Below are 14,153 nucleotides of genomic sequence, written 5' to 3' on the forward strand. Positions count from 1 at the left end.
ACTTCTTCGCCAAGCTCAAGCAGTTCCGTGCCATTGCCACCCGCTACGACAAGACCGCACGTAACTTCCTCGGCGCGATCCACCTCGCCGCAGCCTATGTCTGGCTCATCTGAGGACAGGCCCTAGCAGGACGAAGATGATGATGATGAGCAGCGTGGCCAGCGCGTCGACATAGCCGGGCCAGGCGTTCATGCCCTCGCGCTGTCCGCCGCGGCGGGAGTTTCCTAGTGCCATGCGGGGCTTACCACGCGAGTCGGCGAGGCCGGCCGCCGCCCCTGCCGGGGGGGATCAGACGGAATCAAGCTGGGGCGTGCCTGCGCTTCTCATGCCGGGGACGGCGCCTCCCTGAGCGCCATGCGCCGCGGTGGCGGCCGGAGGGTCCGGGCCGGCTGCACGGGGCGCCGGAACAGACTACAGGAGAGGGTCATGTCACGACAGCCCATAGACTGCCTTCGCTCCATCTGCCTCGCCCTGCCGGATGCCACGGAGAAGGAGGCTTGGGGGCGGCCGACTTTCCGGGTGCGGGAGAAGATGTTTGCACTGGAGCGGGCGGCGGATGGCGGGAGCGTCGCCTGGTGCAAGGTGCCGGCTGGAATCCAGGGGGTGCTGGTGGGTGCGGAGCCGGGACGGTTCTTCGTGCCGCCCTATCTGGGAGTGAAGGGCTGGGTTGGCATCCGTTTGGATCGCCGCACGGATTGGGAGGAAGTCGCGGCGATGGTGCGGCGGAGCTACCGACTGATCGCGCCGAGGCGGCTGGCGAGGCTGGTGGGGGAGGAGGCGGCCCGCCCCTGAAGGCTGTGTGGCCAGGCGCCCCATCCGGGGCGAAGCGCGGATCAGCGAGGCTGTGGCTCGACCCCGATGTCGAAATGCAGGACGTCCTCGCGGGTGCCGAGCTCCGTGTAGAGGGCGATGGCCGGGTCGTCACCATGGTCGGCCTGGACATAGACGACCCAGGCGCCGCGCCGCGCGGCGATATCGCGCAGATGCCCGATCAGGTCGGTCGCGATGTGCCGCCGCCGGTGCGCCGCGTCGACGGCGAGGTCGTAGATATAGACCTCGCGCCGCATCCTCTCGAACTTGTCGAGCTCATAGGCGACGAGGCCGCCCAGGACTCGGTCATCCGAGAGCGCCGCGATGACGAAGACATGCTCCTTCGCGAGCAGGCCTTCGAGATAGGCATCGGTCGGTGGCTCGCCCTCATAGGTCTCGCGGTCTCCGAAGGCGTCGCCGAATAGGGCGTTCAGCTTGCGAAGGAGCGGGACGTCCGTGGGGCCGAGGCGGCGAAGGCTGGTGGGCAAGGATGGCATGGCCCACGGATAGCACGGGGGCTTTGCCGGAATCCGGCCCGGGCGGCCGCAGGCTGGATCGGTGATGCTGCCTAAGTCTGCTGGGGCGCGTCGGCCAGGGCGGCGATGGTGCGGGCCAGAACCTTGATCTCGGAGCGCAGCTCCTGGGTGGATTGGGCGCGGCCCTGGGCGGATTCCTCCAGCAAGCGGGCGAGGTAGAGCTCGACATTGCGCAGATGGGCGCGGGAGGCCGCGTCATGCTCGCCGGTCTCGGCGAGGCGCTGGAGGATGGGGACGAGGCCGGATTGGTTCTCGGCCATGCGCTGCATCAGCACCTGGTTGGCGCGCATCTGATCGGTAAGGACGGCGAGGCGGTCGGTCAGGGTTTCGAGGGCGCGGCCGGACTGGGCGGCGCGTTCCTCGCCGCGGGTCAGGATGCGCTGCAGGCCTTCCAGGTTCTCGGCGGTCTGCTCCAGCAGGGCCTGGACATAGGCCGGGACGGAGCCGCCTTCGCTGCTTTCGTTCCCGAGCACGCCGGAGGAGAGGCGGGTGACACCGGCGAGCCATTCCTCCAACTCGTTGTAGAAGCGGGTCTGGGCCTGGCCGGCGGTGAGGTCGAGGAAGCCGAGCACCAGGGCGCAGGCGAGGCCGAGCATGGAGGAGGAGAAGGCGACGCCCATGCCGTTCAGCGGCTGTGCGAGGCCGCTCTTCAGCTGGTTGAACAGGGTGGTCACGTCGCCGGAGCCGACGGACATGTTCTGGATGACATCGGACACCGAGCCGATGGTCAGGATCAGACCCCAGAAGGTGCCGAGAAGGCCGAGGAAGATCAGCAGCCCGGTCATGTAGCGGGAGAGCTCCCGCTCCTCATCGAGGCGGGAGGCGATGCCGTCCAGCACGCTGCGCATGGCGACGGTGGAGAGGGAGAGGCGCTCGGTGCGGCGGGAGGCGAGCATCGAGGCCATGGGAGCCAGGAGACGGGGCGCGGGCTGGGACGGGAGCGGGACGTGGCCGGCGGTGCCGCCCTCGCGCGGGGCGCGGAAGGCCTCCAGCCAGCTGACCTCGTTCCTGAGTAGGATCACCTGGCGGATGGTCCAGGCGATGCCGAGGATGAGGACGGCCAGGATCAGCGCGTTCAGCACCGGGTTCACGGCGAAGGCGTGGCGCAGCTCCCCGAAGAGCAGGCCGCCCACCAGCGCCACGCAGGCGAGGAAGAGCACCATCCGGATGAGGTAGCGGTTCGGGTTGGTCATGGCGGCCTATCCGCCTCTCGGCGCAGGGGAGGGTGGCGAGGCGGCTTCGCCCCGTGCGCGGGGCGCGGGGGGCGCGACGATGTCGATCGCATCGATCGCCTCCGCCGTGCGGCCCATCGGACGGATGTCGATGCGCGTGCCGGGAAGGCCACCGCGGACCAGCGAGGCCTTGATGGTGATGGCGCGGGCGAGGGTGGTGCGGCGGGCGATGGAGGGGTCGTCCGCGGGGCCCGAGGCCTGGGCGACGATGGTGACGCGGCCGGTGCTCTGTTCCGCGAGGTAATGGCCGATGGTCTGGATCGCCAGGAAGGCGGCGGAGTCGGGCTCACCCTGGCCGGCCGGGCCCGTGATGCGCCAGCCGCCGATGGGGAGGCGGGCAAAGCCGGCGGGTAGGGTGAGGTCGGCGATATCCGCGGGCAGGGCCGGGCGGGGGGCGGCGGCCAGGTCCGCGGCCCGGGGCGGGGCGGCGGCGGGGTCCGTTGGGGCGTCGGGCCCCGGATCTCCCGCTGCGCCGGGATCGGTGGCGCCCCCGGAGGCGATGCCCGGGTCGGAGGGCTGCTGCTGCTGAGCCGCCAAGGGGAGCGCGGCGAGCAGGAGCGCCAGGGCCGCGGCGGCGCGGCGGGCGGTGGAAAGGTTCACGTCGCGGAAGGTAGCCCAGGACTTGATGGTATTGAAGCGCCGGGCGGGACGGTGGCTCAACGGTAGAGGTCGGCGCGGGTGGGGGGCAGGCCGCTGGGGCCGCGCGCCCGCTTCGAGACGAGGGTCTGAAAGATGCCGACGCTGCCCCGCTCGAAGGCCAGGGCGCAGCCGGCGAGGTAGAGCAGCCAGAGGCGGGTGCGGCCGGCACCGACCTCGCGTTCCGCCGCCTCGCGGTTGGCGTGGAGGCGTTCGGTCCAGAGGCGGCAGGTGCGGCCGTAATGCTCGCGCCAGCCCTCGACGTCATGCACCTCGAAGCCGTGGCGCTCGAGATTGGTGAGGGATAGGCCGATGTAGTCCAGCTCGCCGCCGGGAAAGATGTACTTGGTCAGGGCGGCGAATTCGGGACGCTTGCGGCGGAAGGCCTTCATGTCCTTCTTCGCCGGACGGGCGATGGCGTGGTTCAGCAGCAGGCCACGCGGGCGCAACAGGCTGCGCATGTGCTGGAAATAGGCGGCGTGGTTGTCGAGCCCGACATGCTCGAACATGCCGATGGAGGCGATCTTGTCGTATTCGCCGGTGAGTTCCTTGTAGTCCTTCAGCTCGACGGTGACGCGGTCCTGCAGGCCCAGGCGGGCGATCTTGGCGCGGGCGAAGTCGAGCTGGGCCTGGGAGAGCGTCACGCCATGGGCGGTGACGCCGTGGTGCTGCGCGGCGTGGCAGACCAGCCCGCCCCAGCCGCAGCCGATATCGAGGAAGCGTTCGCCGGGCTGCAGGCGGAGCTTGCGGCAGATCATCTCCAGCTTGGCGCGCTGGGCTTCCTCGAGACTTGCGTCCCAGTCGGGGAAGTAGGCGCAGGAATAGACCATCTCGGGATCGAGGAAGAGGCCGTAGAACTCGTTCGACAGGTCGTAGTGGAACTGGATGAGAGGCTTGTTGTCGCGGCCCTCGCTGTCCTTCGCGGCCTCGGCGCCGGAATAGGCGTGGCTGGCAACGGCGGTCTTCGGGGCGCGGAAGAGGAAGGGCAGAAGGGCGCCGAGCAGAAGGCGCTTGTCGAGGCGCCTGACCAGGCCCTTGCGGTCCATGCTGCCGCGGCGGGCGGCAAGCTCCAGCAGGGTGCCGCCCTCGATGGTGATGTCGCCGGCGGCGATCAGCTCGATCAGCGTGGTCAGGCGCGGGCGGCGGATGGCGCGGGTGAGGGCGTCCGGGCTGTTCAGCGCGAGGGCGAGGTCGCCGCTTGGCTTGGGGCCCAGGGGCACGCGCTCGCCATTCCAGAGGCGGATCTCCAGATCGGCGCCGAGCTTCTCGCCCAGATGGACGAAGAGGCGGCGCGCGGCGTCAAGGCGCTTGTCTTGCTGGGGCACGGGCAGGTCCGCGTTGTTTCGGCAGGAATGCGATGGGGCCAGGGGGCCGGTCAATTGGGCGCTGGTCGTCTGGGCAGGCGCTCAGTCGGCGGCGGACTATGCGGCCGGGCGGATCGCCAGGCGGAAGGTGAAGCGCGTCTCCTCAAGGGTGGAGGCGGCTTGGAGCATGCCGAGGAAGCGAACGCTGGGCAGGATGACAGGCATGGGGATGTCGCTCTGCAGACCGTAGGCGGCCGGCACCATGGCCCCGGGGTCTCGTCCTCAAATAGAGGGCCGGGCGGGAAGATCATCCCGGTCCGGCCGCAACCGTTCAGCCGGCGGGAGTGGTCGGCTCTCCGCCGCCGCGCCGCTCGGCGACATAGGCGATGCCCTCGGCCACCGCTTCGCGCAGCTTGCCGTGGAGGAAGGGGTTGCCGGCAACGATGTTGCCGGTGGCGTAGGGGTCCTCGTCACCCGGGCCGGTCACGTAGCCTCCGGCCTCCTTCACCATAATGATGCCAGCCGCGCAGTCCCAGGGCTTGAGGCCGAGTTCCCAGTAGCCCTCGTAGCGGCCAGCCGCGACCCAGGCGAGGTCGAGGGCTGCGGAGCCGAAGCGGCGGATGCCGGCCACCTGCGGCATCAGCCGGGCGAGGGTGGTGCTGAACTCCGCGCGGTGCGGCACCTTGGCGAAGGGGATGCCCGTGGCGAAGAGGGCGGCGTTCATGTCGCGCCGGCCGGAGACGCGCAGGCGCTTGTCGTTGAGGAAGGCGCCGCGGCCCTTCTCGGCCCAGAACAGCTCGTCCGTGGCAGGGTTGTAGATGACGCCGGCCACTATCTCCGACGTATCCGCCGTCAGGCGCTTCTCGATGCCGACCGAGATGCACCATTGCGGGATGCCGTGGAGGAAGTTGGTGGTGCCGTCGAGCGGATCGACGACCCAGCGCCATTCCCAATCGGCCTGCCCGCTCTCGCCGGACTCCTCCATGAGGAAGGCGAAGTTCGGGCGGGCTCGGCGCAGCTCCTCGCGCAGCGTCTCCTCGGCGCGCAGGTCGGCCTGGGAGACGAAGTCGCCCGGGCCCTTGCTGCTGACCTGGAGATTCTCGACCTCGCCGAAGTCGCGCAGCAGGCGCCGCGCCGCCTTGCGGGCGGCGTTGATGACGACGGTCATCGCGGGGGAGAGCCGCGCGGAGGGCTGGGCGCCGGACATTACAGTTTTTCCTTGGGTCTCAGCCCTTTGCCCGCTCCAGGTAGGAGGCGTCCTCGGTGCGGACGACGATCTTCTCGCCGGCGGTGATGAAGGGGGGAACCATGGTCTTCACACCATTGGAGAGCAGCGCGGGCTTGTAGGAGGAGGAGGCGGTCTGGCCCTTCACGACCGGGTCGGCCTCGACGATCTCGAGGACAACGGTATCGGGCAGGCCCATGGCGACCGGCTCGCCCTCGATGAGGCGGACGTTGACGGTCATGTTCTCGGCGAGGAAGGGCAGGCGGTCACCAAGGATGTCCTTGGAGACGGTGGTCTGCTCGAAGGTCTCCGGATCCATCAGCACGAGGTGGTCGCCCTCGGCATAGGAGAAGGTGAACTCCTTGTCCTCGGTCTGCAGGCGCTCGACGGTATCGGCGGTGCGCCAGCGCTGGTCCTTCTTGGCGCCCGTCTTGATGTTGCGCATGTCGACCTGGATGATCGCGTTCCCCTTGCCGGGGATCATGATGTTCTGCTTCAGGATCGTGTAGCGCTGGCCCTCGAACTCGATGACCATGCCGGCGCGCATCTGATTGGCCTGCATCTTCGCCATGGCGGGGCGTCCTGTCGTCGTCTGATTGGTAAGGATCGGGCGGGGGCCTTACACGTGGGGCCTCTGATTGGCAACAAGGTGGGGCCGTGAGGCGGGGCCACGCGGGCTCCGCTTGACAGGATCGTGGCTCTTTAAATAGCCTATCGGAAATATAGTGGATGGGTAATTAGTCGGTGCTGGAAGCAGGGCATCTGGATCGGGTCTTCGGGGCGCTGGCGGATCCGACGCGGCGCGCAATCCTCGCGCGGCTGGCCGAAGGGGAGGCGACGGTGAACGAGCTGGTGGCGCCCTTCGGGCTCAGCCAGCCGACCATTTCGAAGCACCTGAAGGTGCTGCAGGGGGCGGGGCTCGTCTCGCGCGGGCGGGCGGCGCAGTTCCGGCCGGTGCGGCTGGAAGCGGCGCCGCTCGCCGAGGCGGCGGGCTGGATCGGGAACTACAGAGGCTTCTGGGAGGCCGGGCTGGAACGGCTTGAGGCCTATGTCGAGGAACTGAAGGGAAAGGAGAGCGGCCATGGGGAAGATTGAGCCGGCGGAGGACCTATCCTTCGTCATCACGCGGCACTTCGATGCGCCGGCGCGGCTGCTGTTCGAGGCCTGGAGCCGGCCCGAGCACTTGAGGCGGTGGTTCGGGCCGGTGGGCTGGCCGCTAACCCTCTGCGAGGTCGATTTCCGCGTGGGCGGGCGGTTCCGCTTTGCCATGACGGGGCCGGACGGGCGGCAAAACACGCCTTTCGGGGGCGAGTACCTGGAGATCACCCCCGGGCGGCGGATCGTCTATGACAATGGCTTCGACGCGCCGGGGGCGGAGAAGATGATCGTAACGGTCAGCTTCGAGGAGACGTCGGGGCGGACCTTGCTGACCATGCACACGCTCTTCGCCTCGAAGGCGATGAAGGCCATGCATCTGGGTGCCGGCTTCGAATGGGGCGTCGGTTCCGGTCTGGACCAGCTGGCGGAAATGGTGGCCGGGATGGAGCAGCCCACCGTCGGCTGATGGGCTTCGCGGGCGCGACATTGCTCACAGAATCGAGAGTGCACTTAGTGGGAAACGTTGTGGGATCGCGCCCGGATCGATCCGTAATGTCTTGCTTGTGCTTGCTTTTTTCTACCGCCGGCCTGTGGAAAACTCTGTGAGAAAATGGTTCGGCCGGGGCGCCTTCCTGGGGATGGCGCCCCAAGCTGGGGTCAGTCGGCGTAGCTGCCGGTGGTCTCGATGATGGGCTTCCACTTCGCGATATCAGCCGTCCAGAAGCGCTGATGGGCTTCCCGCGTGGCGTCTTCCTGAGAGACCGGCGCGGTGCCGATCTCAGAGAAGCGCTGGACGATGCGCGGGTCGCGCAGCGCGGCCTGAAGGGACTGCGTGAGGCGCGCACAGATGGGGGCGGGGGTGCCCTTGGGCGCGTAGAGGCCGTGCCAGACCGTCACCTCGAAGCCGGGAAGGCCGGCCTCGGCGGTGGTGGGGATATCGGGCAAAGTGGCGATGCGGCTGCGTGAGGGGGTGGCGAAGACCTTCACCTGGCCGCCGCGGATGTATTCGGTGGTCTGGGTCGTCTGGTCGCAAAGGATGTCGACGCGGCCGCCGAGGATCTCCTGCATCGCGGGGCCCGTGCCGCGGAAGGGGATGACGGTGGGCTTCACCCCGATGGCATTGGCGAAGAGGGCGCCGCAGAGGGCGGAGGATGAGCCGATACCAGCATCGGCCAGATTGAAGCCGTCGCCCTGCTTCTTCATGTAGGCAATGAGTTCGGCGAAGTTGCCAGCCGGGATGTCCTTGCGGCCGACAATGGTCATCGGCACCTCGGTGACCAGGCCGAGCGGCTCGAAGCCGTTCACCGGATCGTAGGCGAGGCGGCGATACATGGTGGGGATCACCCCCATGCCGATGTGGTGCAGCAGGATGGTGTAGCCGTCCGGCCGGGCCGTCGCGACGCGCTGGGCGCCGAGCGTGCCGCCGGCGCCGGTCGTGTTCTCCACCACCACGGGCTGGCCGATCTCGCGCGCCATGCTCTCGGCCATGAGGCGGCCGACGATGTCGGTGGGACCGCCCGGCGCGAAGGGGATGACCATGGTGATGGGGCGGGTGGGGAAGGCCGCGCCGCCCGATGTTCCCTGGGCACCGGCAGGGCGGGAGGCGAGTGTGGCGCCAAGCGAGGCAAAGGTTGCCGCCGCGAGACTGCGGCGGGTGATCTCGGTCATGAACATTCTCCCTGCGGCGTGCTAGGTGGCGCCGTTGCGTCCGGGGAAAGTCTGGACCGCTGCGGCGGGGAAGGGAAAGGGGGAGCGGTGCCCGGGGCAGGGTTCCGCGGGCTCGCACGGTTTCGTCAGATTGATAACCATTCTCGATTCCGCCCGTTGGAAGCGCGCACCTTCAGCGGAGAGATCCCCATGTTCATGCGCGTCGACAAGCTCCAGGCCGAGCTACCGGCACCGAAGAAGAAGGATCCGAATGCGGCAGCGGCCCTGCAGGAATTGCTGGGCGGCAAATATGGCGAGATGTCCACGCTCGGAAACTACATGTTCCAGAGCTTCAACTTTCGCAGCAAGGACAAGCTGAAGCCTTTCTACAGCCTGGTCGCCAGCATTACGGCGGAGGAGCTGGGGCATGTGGAGCTGGTGAGTAACGGCGTCGCCATGCTGAACAACGGGCCGGACATGCCGGGTGCCGATGAGGGCGATGGCGGTGACATTTCCGGCGCGCCCTTTGAGGCGATGAAGGACATCCGTTCGGCCGCCTCCTTCTTCTCGCATGCGGGTGGCTCGGTGCCGGTGAACAGCAACTCCATGTCCTGGAACGCCGACATGGTGACGACGACGGGGAATGTCGTTTTCGACCTCCTGCACAACTTCCATCTCGAATGCGGCGCGCGGCTGCACAAGCTGCGGGTCTATGAGAGCCTGAGCGATCCGACGGGGCGCGAGGTCTGCGGCTATCTGCTGGTGCGCGGCTCGGTGCATGCGCATGCCTATGCGCTCGCGCTGAAGAAGATCACCGGCGTTTCGCTGGAGCAGTTCCTGCCGGTGCCGAACATCCCGCTGGACAAGATTCCGGAGTGCCAGAAATACCTGAACGAGGGGTCGCACCGGAGGCTCTATACGTTCAGCCCGGCCGACTACAAGGAGATGTCGGGCATCTGGGGCAATGGCGAGCAGGCGCTGCCGACCGATCCGCCCGGCGAGCTGACGGTGGTGGATGGGATGCCAGAGGGTGGCAAGATCCACCAGCTCACAGGCATTCCCTCGGCCTTCACGCCGGATTATGCGCCGGAGGAAATGTATGAGATCGCGAGCAAGCTCTACCAGAAGTCGCGCTAAGAGGCGGCTTCTGATCGTTCAAGGCGAGCTGCCCTGCAGCCTGCGATATGCATGGCCTGTGCATTCGCGACGGCAGGGGAGCGCGTTTCGACGCTGAGAGGGGGGCAGCGGTGCCCGGTTGCGCCAGGGCCACAGGCGGCATTGCTGCTCCCATCCATTCAGAACCCTGCAGCCCGCCACCATTCCCGTCCGGGTTTGCAAGGCCGTTACATTGCACGAGCGGCTCGTGACCTGAGGGCCAGCTGGGCTCCTGACTTGTTTCGCGAGACAGTACGCGGCGGACACAGATTGCCGCGACATCGAGCCCTGTGCGGGGCTCCGCAACCGAGTTGGCGCGAGGGTCGTGCTCCGCTTCCGCCGGTTTGGCGAGCGCACACCGAATTGGTAGTCGTTCTGGACCAAGAACGATAGGACTGCGCAACCGAAGATGATCAGAGTGGGGCTACTGGAGCCTTGCACGGCCATGCCTTGCCGGGCGGGGCGGTGCCTGTTCGCGCCTGAGGAGGTCCAGCTGAAGGTTTGTGATGCCACCGGCGAGCCCCATACCCTCAGCGCTCGCCAGTTGACGTTCTGCCACAGCGGCGGCTCCGCCCGGGTCTCCACCGGGACGCGCCCAGCGAAGCATGACCCAACCCAAGTTCGTGGATTGCGGCACAGGGCGGAACCGGCGGGTTCCAGCCCTGCGCAGCCGTTTCTCAGGTCCAGGAGAAGGCCTCAGCCCTCCGATTGGATTCTACGTCCTTCATCATGGCGTAAGGGAGCGACAAGCGGTGATGCATATCAAAGCGCTGGCTGAAGAACCCAGCTGCAATGTCGGGCTTGCAGAGTCGCTCCCCAGTTTTCCAGCCGCGATAACAGTCGCGACGAACACCCAGTCCAAAGCTGAATGGGACGACTTCGCGGCACGCTGCGGCGCCTCGTTCCGCGGATCTTATCGCGCCTCGCGCGCCTGGCAGCTTGATCATCATCTCCGCTGCCGCGTGCATTACCTCTCCTTGCACATCGAGCTTGATGGCCGGTCACTGAAGATCGCCCAGGCGGCGGTGGGGGTGGGCCGGCGCCGGCGCGTGTTTGCCGAGGGGCTGCAAATCCTGCCCGAGTACCGGTACATGTGGCACGATGCCATGGCCGCCCTGCTGGCTCATCTTGGCGATGGCGAATACCATTACGGCGGACGCTGGAACCTTGAGCCGTCGCGTGCCGATGATCTGGCCTCCATTGCGGGTGTCACGCCGATTTCCACCGCGTCCGCGACGGTCCATTTCATCGACTTCTCGCAATGGAAAAGCTGGGATTCCTATTTGGCGAGTGTCAGCTCGAATGCGAAGCGGAATGCGAAGCGGGCGGAAAAGGAGGCTGGGCAACTGGTCGTCAGCCAGCACAGAGGCCGTTCCACCATGGCGGATCTGTACCAGCTGGTGCGCCTGCGGAAGAAGATGCATGACCGCAAGCAACTGAACGGAAAGTCGCTGAACTTTCTTTTTCGGTTCTGGCTGCGCACCGCTGCGCTTGGTGACGAGGTGTACACGGCCGTGCTGCAGGCCGACGGAAAAGCGGTCGCGGCCTATGGCGGCGTCACCTTCGGGCCCTTTACCTACTACATGGAATCCGGCTCTCTCGACGGCAACATGGGCATGTCTTGGTTCCTGATGCTGCGCATGATCCGCGAAGCCTATGAGCGTGCGCCGAAGGGCCGGTTCTTTCTCGGCTCCTATTATGACAATTCCGGAATTACGGAAGATCCTGGCCTGCGATTTTTCCGTGACCAATGCCGTTCGGTGAGCCATTCGACCAGCGAGGTCGTGTTCCGATACCGACGGAGCGATCATGCGCCTGTGCGAACGGCTGTACCGGCCAATGACCGGTCGGCTTCTGACAGACCGGCGGCGCTTGCCGAGCGCTGATCCAGGCTGCCAGGTGGAATTCACCCGGCGGGCGCGGCGTCCTGGTCGGGCTGGAAATGGGCCCCACCGAGAGGGCCGCGGACCTGCCAGCCGCCGTCGCGGCGCTCGGCGAAGTCGGGGCCGATGGGGGCCTTGCCCTGGCCGTCCGGCAGATCGAGCGCATAGGTCGGCCAGGCGAGGCCGGTGACTCGGCCGCGCAGCGATTCCAGCAGGGCGCGGCCTTCGGCGATGGGCACCTCGAAGCGGGCGGTGCCGGGGGCGCGGTCCAGCTGGTGCAGGTAATAGGGCTTCACCCGATGGGCGAGCATGGTGCGGAGGAGGGCTTCCAGCGTCTCCGCCGTGTCATTCACGCCGCGCAGCAGGACGGTCTGGCCGAGCAGCGCGACGCCGGCGCGGGAAAGGCGGCGCAGGGCGGCGCGGGCGTCATCCGTGAATTCGCGGGTGTGGTTGGCGTGCAGGCAGAGGAAGAGGGCGGTTTCGGTGTCGAGCGCCTCGGCCAGGGCATCGGTGATACGGGCGGGGTCGGCGACCGGAACGCGGCTGTGCAGGCGGATGATCCGGATATGCGGCATCGCCGACAGACGCCGCACGATATGGGCGAGGCGGCGGGGGGAGAGCATCAGCGGGTCGCCGCCCGTGAGGATGGCTTCCTGCACCTGCGGATGGGTGGCGAACCATTCGAGGGCGGTGTCGAGTTCCGCCTCGCTGAGCACGCCGCCAGCGGGGCCGACCTGCTCGCGGCGGAAGCAGAAGCGGCAATAGACCGGACAGGCGAGGAGCGGCTTCAGAAGGGCGCGGTCGGGGTAGCGGTGGACGACGCCCTTCACCGGGGTGTGGGGATGGTCGGCGATCGGATCCGCCAGTTCCTGGGGGGTGGTTTCCAGCTCCCAGGCGCGGGGGATGTACTGGGCTGCGATGGGGTCCGCGGGGTCGGCGGGGTCGATCAGCGCGGCCATGGCCGGGGTGACGGAGACGGCATAGCGCGCGGCCACCTGCCGCAGGGCGGGGAGGGATTCGGCCGGGACCAGGCCGGCACCCGCCAGGGCGTCCGCGTCGCGCAGGGGGCGGGGGGTGGGGATCGAGCCATCGGGCATGCCGGGGCTGGTAGCCCTCTTCGGGGGCTTGTGTCACGGAAGGCGCTGGAATCCCCGCCGCATGGAGCCGATGCCGGTGCCGCATGACCCTCTTCCCGTTTGGCATCCCGATGCGTTCGCGGCCCGGCTGCCGGCGCTGCGGCGGCGGGGGGCGCTGGTCCGTGAGACCGGCGCCTTCTGGGAGGGGCGGGGTTGCCTGGAGGTGGAGACGCCCTGCCTCGTGCCGGTGCCCGGGATGGAGGTGCATCTGCATGGCTTCCGCTCCCGCTTCGAGCCGCATCTGGGGCGGGGGGAGGGGCAGGATCTCTGGCTCCGCACCTCGCCGGAGCTGGCGATCAAGCGGCTGCTGGTGGCGGGGGTGGGGGATTGCTTCGAGTTCGCACGGGTGTGGCGGAACGGCGAGGTCTCACCGCGGCATGCGCCGGAATTCACCATGCTGGAGGTGTATCTGCGCGGCGCCGGGCTCGGCGGGCTGATGGATGCGGTGGAGGATTACCTGCGCGCCGTGCTGCCGCCGGTGGTGGCGCATGCGGGGGTGGCGACGACGCTGTCCCTGCCCTTCGAGCGGATGACGGTGGCGGAGGCCTTCCGGCGGCATGCGGGGGGGATGGATGTGCTGGCCTCGGTCGATCCCGCAACGGCGGAGGGGGATGCGGCGGTGCTGGCCGCCTCCGCCCGGGCGGCGGGGCTGGCGGTTCCGGACGGGCTGGGCTGGGAGGACCTGTTCTTCCAGCTGATGCTCGAGCATGTGGAGCCGCATCTGGGGCGGGAGCGGGGGAGCTTCCTCACGCATTGGCCTGCGCCCCAGGCGGCGCTGGCGCGCCGCGATCCGGCGGATCCGCGCGCGGCGCTGCGATTCGAGGTTTTCGCGGCCGGGCTGGAGCTGGGCAACGCCTTCGACGAGCTGTGCGATCCGGTGGAGCAGCGTCGGCGCTTCGAGCGGGACGTGGCGGAGCGGGAGGCGCTGCATGCCGCGACGCTGGGCGGCAGCTGGGGCGTGGATGCCGATTTCCTGGCGGCGCTGGAGCATGGGATGCCGCCCACGGCGGGGATCGCGATGGGATTCGACCGGCTGGCGATGCTTGCGGCGGGGGTGCCGGAGCTGGACGGGGCGCGGTGGCTGGGGGGGTGGCCCTTCGCGCCCGGCTGAGACCCTCGCTGATCGGCACGATCCCGATCTGCACAACCAACGATTGCTCTCTGGCGCGGCCCATGCATGTGTCGGGCGATCGGGTGGATGATCGGGACCGGCGGGGACGGCGTTCGGCCCTGCAGCGATGAGGCGGAGTGGCGGCTGTGAATGGTGTGATGCTGCTCCTGGCGCAGGCGGTGCTCTACTTCGGAGTCATGACGGCGATCTTCCGGGCGCGCGGCTCGCTCGGGAGCGGGGTATTCGTCTGCGCCCTAGGGTCTGTGACCGGACTCTGCGATGCGTAGGTTGATCATCGTGGCGGCGAGGTGGGCGAAGCCCATCCAGCTGCGGCGGGTCTTGTCGCGCCGGAGAGCAATGCGAGCCCAATCTTTGAGGCT

17 protein-coding genes are annotated in these 14,153 nt (G+C 68.2%); 7 read left to right on the forward strand and 10 right to left on the reverse strand.

What is annotated here, in order from left to right; translation table 11 throughout:
- Positions 1-113 (forward strand): transposase (locus tag GSE44_RS24200; protein ID WP_159351277.1); only part of this gene is annotated, 113 nt, incomplete at its 5' end.
- On the opposite strand, the gene GSE44_RS26365 is transcribed toward GSE44_RS24200, so the two are convergent.
- Positions 106-234 carry a hypothetical protein gene (locus tag GSE44_RS26365; RefSeq protein WP_268893699.1) on the reverse strand — a complete coding sequence of 43 codons (129 nt, stop codon included), beginning with the start codon at positions 232-234 and terminating at the stop codon, positions 106-108. The two genes, GSE44_RS24200 and GSE44_RS26365, sit on opposite strands and share 8 nt — an antisense overlap.
- 192 nt (positions 235-426) lie before the next feature.
- Here GSE44_RS26365 and GSE44_RS24205 point away from each other — a divergent pair, with 192 nt between their 5' ends.
- The gene (locus tag GSE44_RS24205) at positions 427-792 is read left to right on the forward strand and encodes an MmcQ/YjbR family DNA-binding protein (protein ID WP_159351399.1); all 366 of its coding nucleotides are present in this window, start codon (positions 427-429) and stop codon (positions 790-792) included.
- A 41-nt stretch (positions 793-833) separates the two neighbouring features.
- Here GSE44_RS24205 and GSE44_RS24210 read toward each other — a convergent pair whose 3' ends face one another.
- The 7 genes from GSE44_RS24210 to efp all read right to left on the reverse strand — a co-directional run bounded on the left by GSE44_RS24210 (position 834) and on the right by efp (position 6,314).
- Positions 834-1,307, reverse strand: a complete 474-nt coding sequence (locus tag GSE44_RS24210) for an AAC(3)-I family aminoglycoside N-acetyltransferase (RefSeq protein WP_201306232.1) — start codon at positions 1,305-1,307, stop codon at positions 834-836.
- Positions 1,308-1,378: 71 nt separating this feature from the next.
- Positions 1,379-2,539 carry an FUSC family protein gene (locus GSE44_RS24215; protein ID WP_159351401.1) on the reverse strand — a complete coding sequence of 387 codons (1,161 nt, stop codon included), beginning with the start codon at positions 2,537-2,539 and terminating at the stop codon, positions 1,379-1,381.
- A gap of 6 nt (positions 2,540-2,545) precedes the next feature.
- Positions 2,546-3,238 (reverse strand): hypothetical protein, encoded by a 693-nt coding sequence (locus GSE44_RS24220; RefSeq protein ID WP_159351402.1) that lies wholly within the window; start codon positions 3,236-3,238, stop codon positions 2,546-2,548.
- The gene (locus tag GSE44_RS24225; RefSeq protein ID WP_159351403.1) at positions 3,235-4,539 is read right to left on the reverse strand and encodes an SAM-dependent methyltransferase; all 1,305 of its coding nucleotides are present in this window, start codon (positions 4,537-4,539) and stop codon (positions 3,235-3,237) included. Before GSE44_RS24225 ends, GSE44_RS24220 begins: the two co-directional genes overlap by 4 nt.
- Positions 4,540-4,635: 96 nt before the next feature.
- Positions 4,636-4,782 carry a hypothetical protein gene (locus GSE44_RS24230; RefSeq protein WP_159351404.1) on the reverse strand — a complete coding sequence of 49 codons (147 nt, stop codon included), beginning with the start codon at positions 4,780-4,782 and terminating at the stop codon, positions 4,636-4,638.
- 67 nt (positions 4,783-4,849) lie between these two features.
- Entirely contained in the window at positions 4,850-5,686 is an 837-nt protein-coding gene (locus tag GSE44_RS24235; RefSeq protein ID WP_159351411.1) for an inositol monophosphatase family protein, read from the reverse strand.
- Between the two features lie 58 nt (positions 5,687-5,744).
- Positions 5,745-6,314: an elongation factor P gene (gene efp / locus GSE44_RS24240; RefSeq protein WP_159351405.1), complete on the reverse strand. Its 570-nt coding sequence runs from the start codon at positions 6,312-6,314 to the stop codon at positions 5,745-5,747.
- 173 nt (positions 6,315-6,487) lie between these two features.
- Here efp and GSE44_RS24245 point away from each other — a divergent pair, with 173 nt between their 5' ends.
- Entirely contained in the window at positions 6,488-6,838 is a 351-nt protein-coding gene (locus GSE44_RS24245; protein WP_235925118.1) for an ArsR/SmtB family transcription factor, read from the forward strand.
- Entirely contained in the window at positions 6,825-7,307 is a 483-nt protein-coding gene (locus GSE44_RS24250; RefSeq protein ID WP_159351406.1) for an SRPBCC domain-containing protein, read from the forward strand. Before GSE44_RS24245 ends, GSE44_RS24250 begins: the two co-directional genes overlap by 14 nt.
- A 191-nt stretch (positions 7,308-7,498) precedes the next feature.
- Here GSE44_RS24250 and GSE44_RS24255 read toward each other — a convergent pair whose 3' ends face one another.
- Positions 7,499-8,509: a tripartite tricarboxylate transporter substrate-binding protein gene (locus tag GSE44_RS24255; protein WP_159351407.1), complete on the reverse strand. Its 1,011-nt coding sequence runs from the start codon at positions 8,507-8,509 to the stop codon at positions 7,499-7,501.
- Between the two features lie 189 nt (positions 8,510-8,698).
- On the opposite strand from GSE44_RS24255, the gene GSE44_RS24260 reads away from it, so the two are divergent.
- Positions 8,699-9,625: a manganese catalase family protein gene (locus tag GSE44_RS24260; RefSeq protein ID WP_159351408.1), complete on the forward strand. Its 927-nt coding sequence runs from the start codon at positions 8,699-8,701 to the stop codon at positions 9,623-9,625.
- Positions 9,626-10,398: 773 nt separating this feature from the next.
- Positions 10,399-11,529, forward strand: a complete 1,131-nt coding sequence (locus tag GSE44_RS24265) for a GNAT family N-acetyltransferase (RefSeq protein WP_159351409.1) — start codon at positions 10,399-10,401, stop codon at positions 11,527-11,529.
- 20 nt (positions 11,530-11,549) lie between these two features.
- Here the strand turns inward: GSE44_RS24265 and GSE44_RS24270 are convergent, their stop codons facing one another.
- Positions 11,550-12,623, reverse strand: coding sequence for a lysine-2,3-aminomutase-like protein (locus tag GSE44_RS24270; protein ID WP_159351410.1), 1,074 nt, complete (start codon positions 12,621-12,623; stop codon positions 11,550-11,552).
- Positions 12,624-12,693: 70 nt separating this feature from the next.
- On the opposite strand from GSE44_RS24270, the gene epmA reads away from it, so the two are divergent.
- Positions 12,694-13,773 carry an EF-P lysine aminoacylase EpmA gene (gene epmA / locus GSE44_RS24275; protein WP_159351413.1) on the forward strand — a complete coding sequence of 360 codons (1,080 nt, stop codon included), beginning with the start codon at positions 12,694-12,696 and terminating at the stop codon, positions 13,771-13,773.
- The last annotated feature ends 380 nt before the right edge of the window (positions 13,774-14,153 follow it).

The sequence above is a fragment of the Muricoccus harenae genome (assembly GCF_009848505.1).
Classification (GTDB): domain Bacteria; phylum Pseudomonadota; class Alphaproteobacteria; order Acetobacterales; family Acetobacteraceae; genus Roseomonas; species Roseomonas harenae.

Coding starts and splice junctions, on each gene's coding strand:
- GSE44_RS26365 (WP_268893699.1), bottom strand. CDS start 234: ATGGCACTAGGAAACTCCCGCCGCGGCGGACAGCGCGAGGGCATGAAC.
- GSE44_RS24205 (WP_159351399.1), top strand. CDS start 427: ATGTCACGACAGCCCATAGACTGCCTTCGCTCCATCTGCCTCGCCCTG.
- GSE44_RS24210 (WP_201306232.1), bottom strand. CDS start 1,307: ATGCCATCCTTGCCCACCAGCCTTCGCCGCCTCGGCCCCACGGACGTC.
- GSE44_RS24215 (WP_159351401.1), bottom strand. CDS start 2,539: ATGACCAACCCGAACCGCTACCTCATCCGGATGGTGCTCTTCCTCGCC.
- GSE44_RS24230 (WP_159351404.1), bottom strand. CDS start 4,782: ATGGTGCCGGCCGCCTACGGTCTGCAGAGCGACATCCCCATGCCTGTC.
- GSE44_RS24235 (WP_159351411.1), bottom strand. CDS start 5,686: ATGACCGTCGTCATCAACGCCGCCCGCAAGGCGGCGCGGCGCCTGCTG.
- efp (WP_159351405.1), bottom strand. CDS start 6,314: ATGGCGAAGATGCAGGCCAATCAGATGCGCGCCGGCATGGTCATCGAG.
- GSE44_RS24250 (WP_159351406.1), top strand. CDS start 6,825: ATGGGGAAGATTGAGCCGGCGGAGGACCTATCCTTCGTCATCACGCGG.
- GSE44_RS24255 (WP_159351407.1), bottom strand. CDS start 8,509: ATGACCGAGATCACCCGCCGCAGTCTCGCGGCGGCAACCTTTGCCTCG.
- GSE44_RS24260 (WP_159351408.1), top strand. CDS start 8,699: ATGTTCATGCGCGTCGACAAGCTCCAGGCCGAGCTACCGGCACCGAAG.
- GSE44_RS24265 (WP_159351409.1), top strand. CDS start 10,399: ATGCATATCAAAGCGCTGGCTGAAGAACCCAGCTGCAATGTCGGGCTT.
- GSE44_RS24270 (WP_159351410.1), bottom strand. CDS start 12,623: ATGCCCGATGGCTCGATCCCCACCCCCCGCCCCCTGCGCGACGCGGAC.
- epmA (WP_159351413.1), top strand. CDS start 12,694: ATGCCGGTGCCGCATGACCCTCTTCCCGTTTGGCATCCCGATGCGTTC.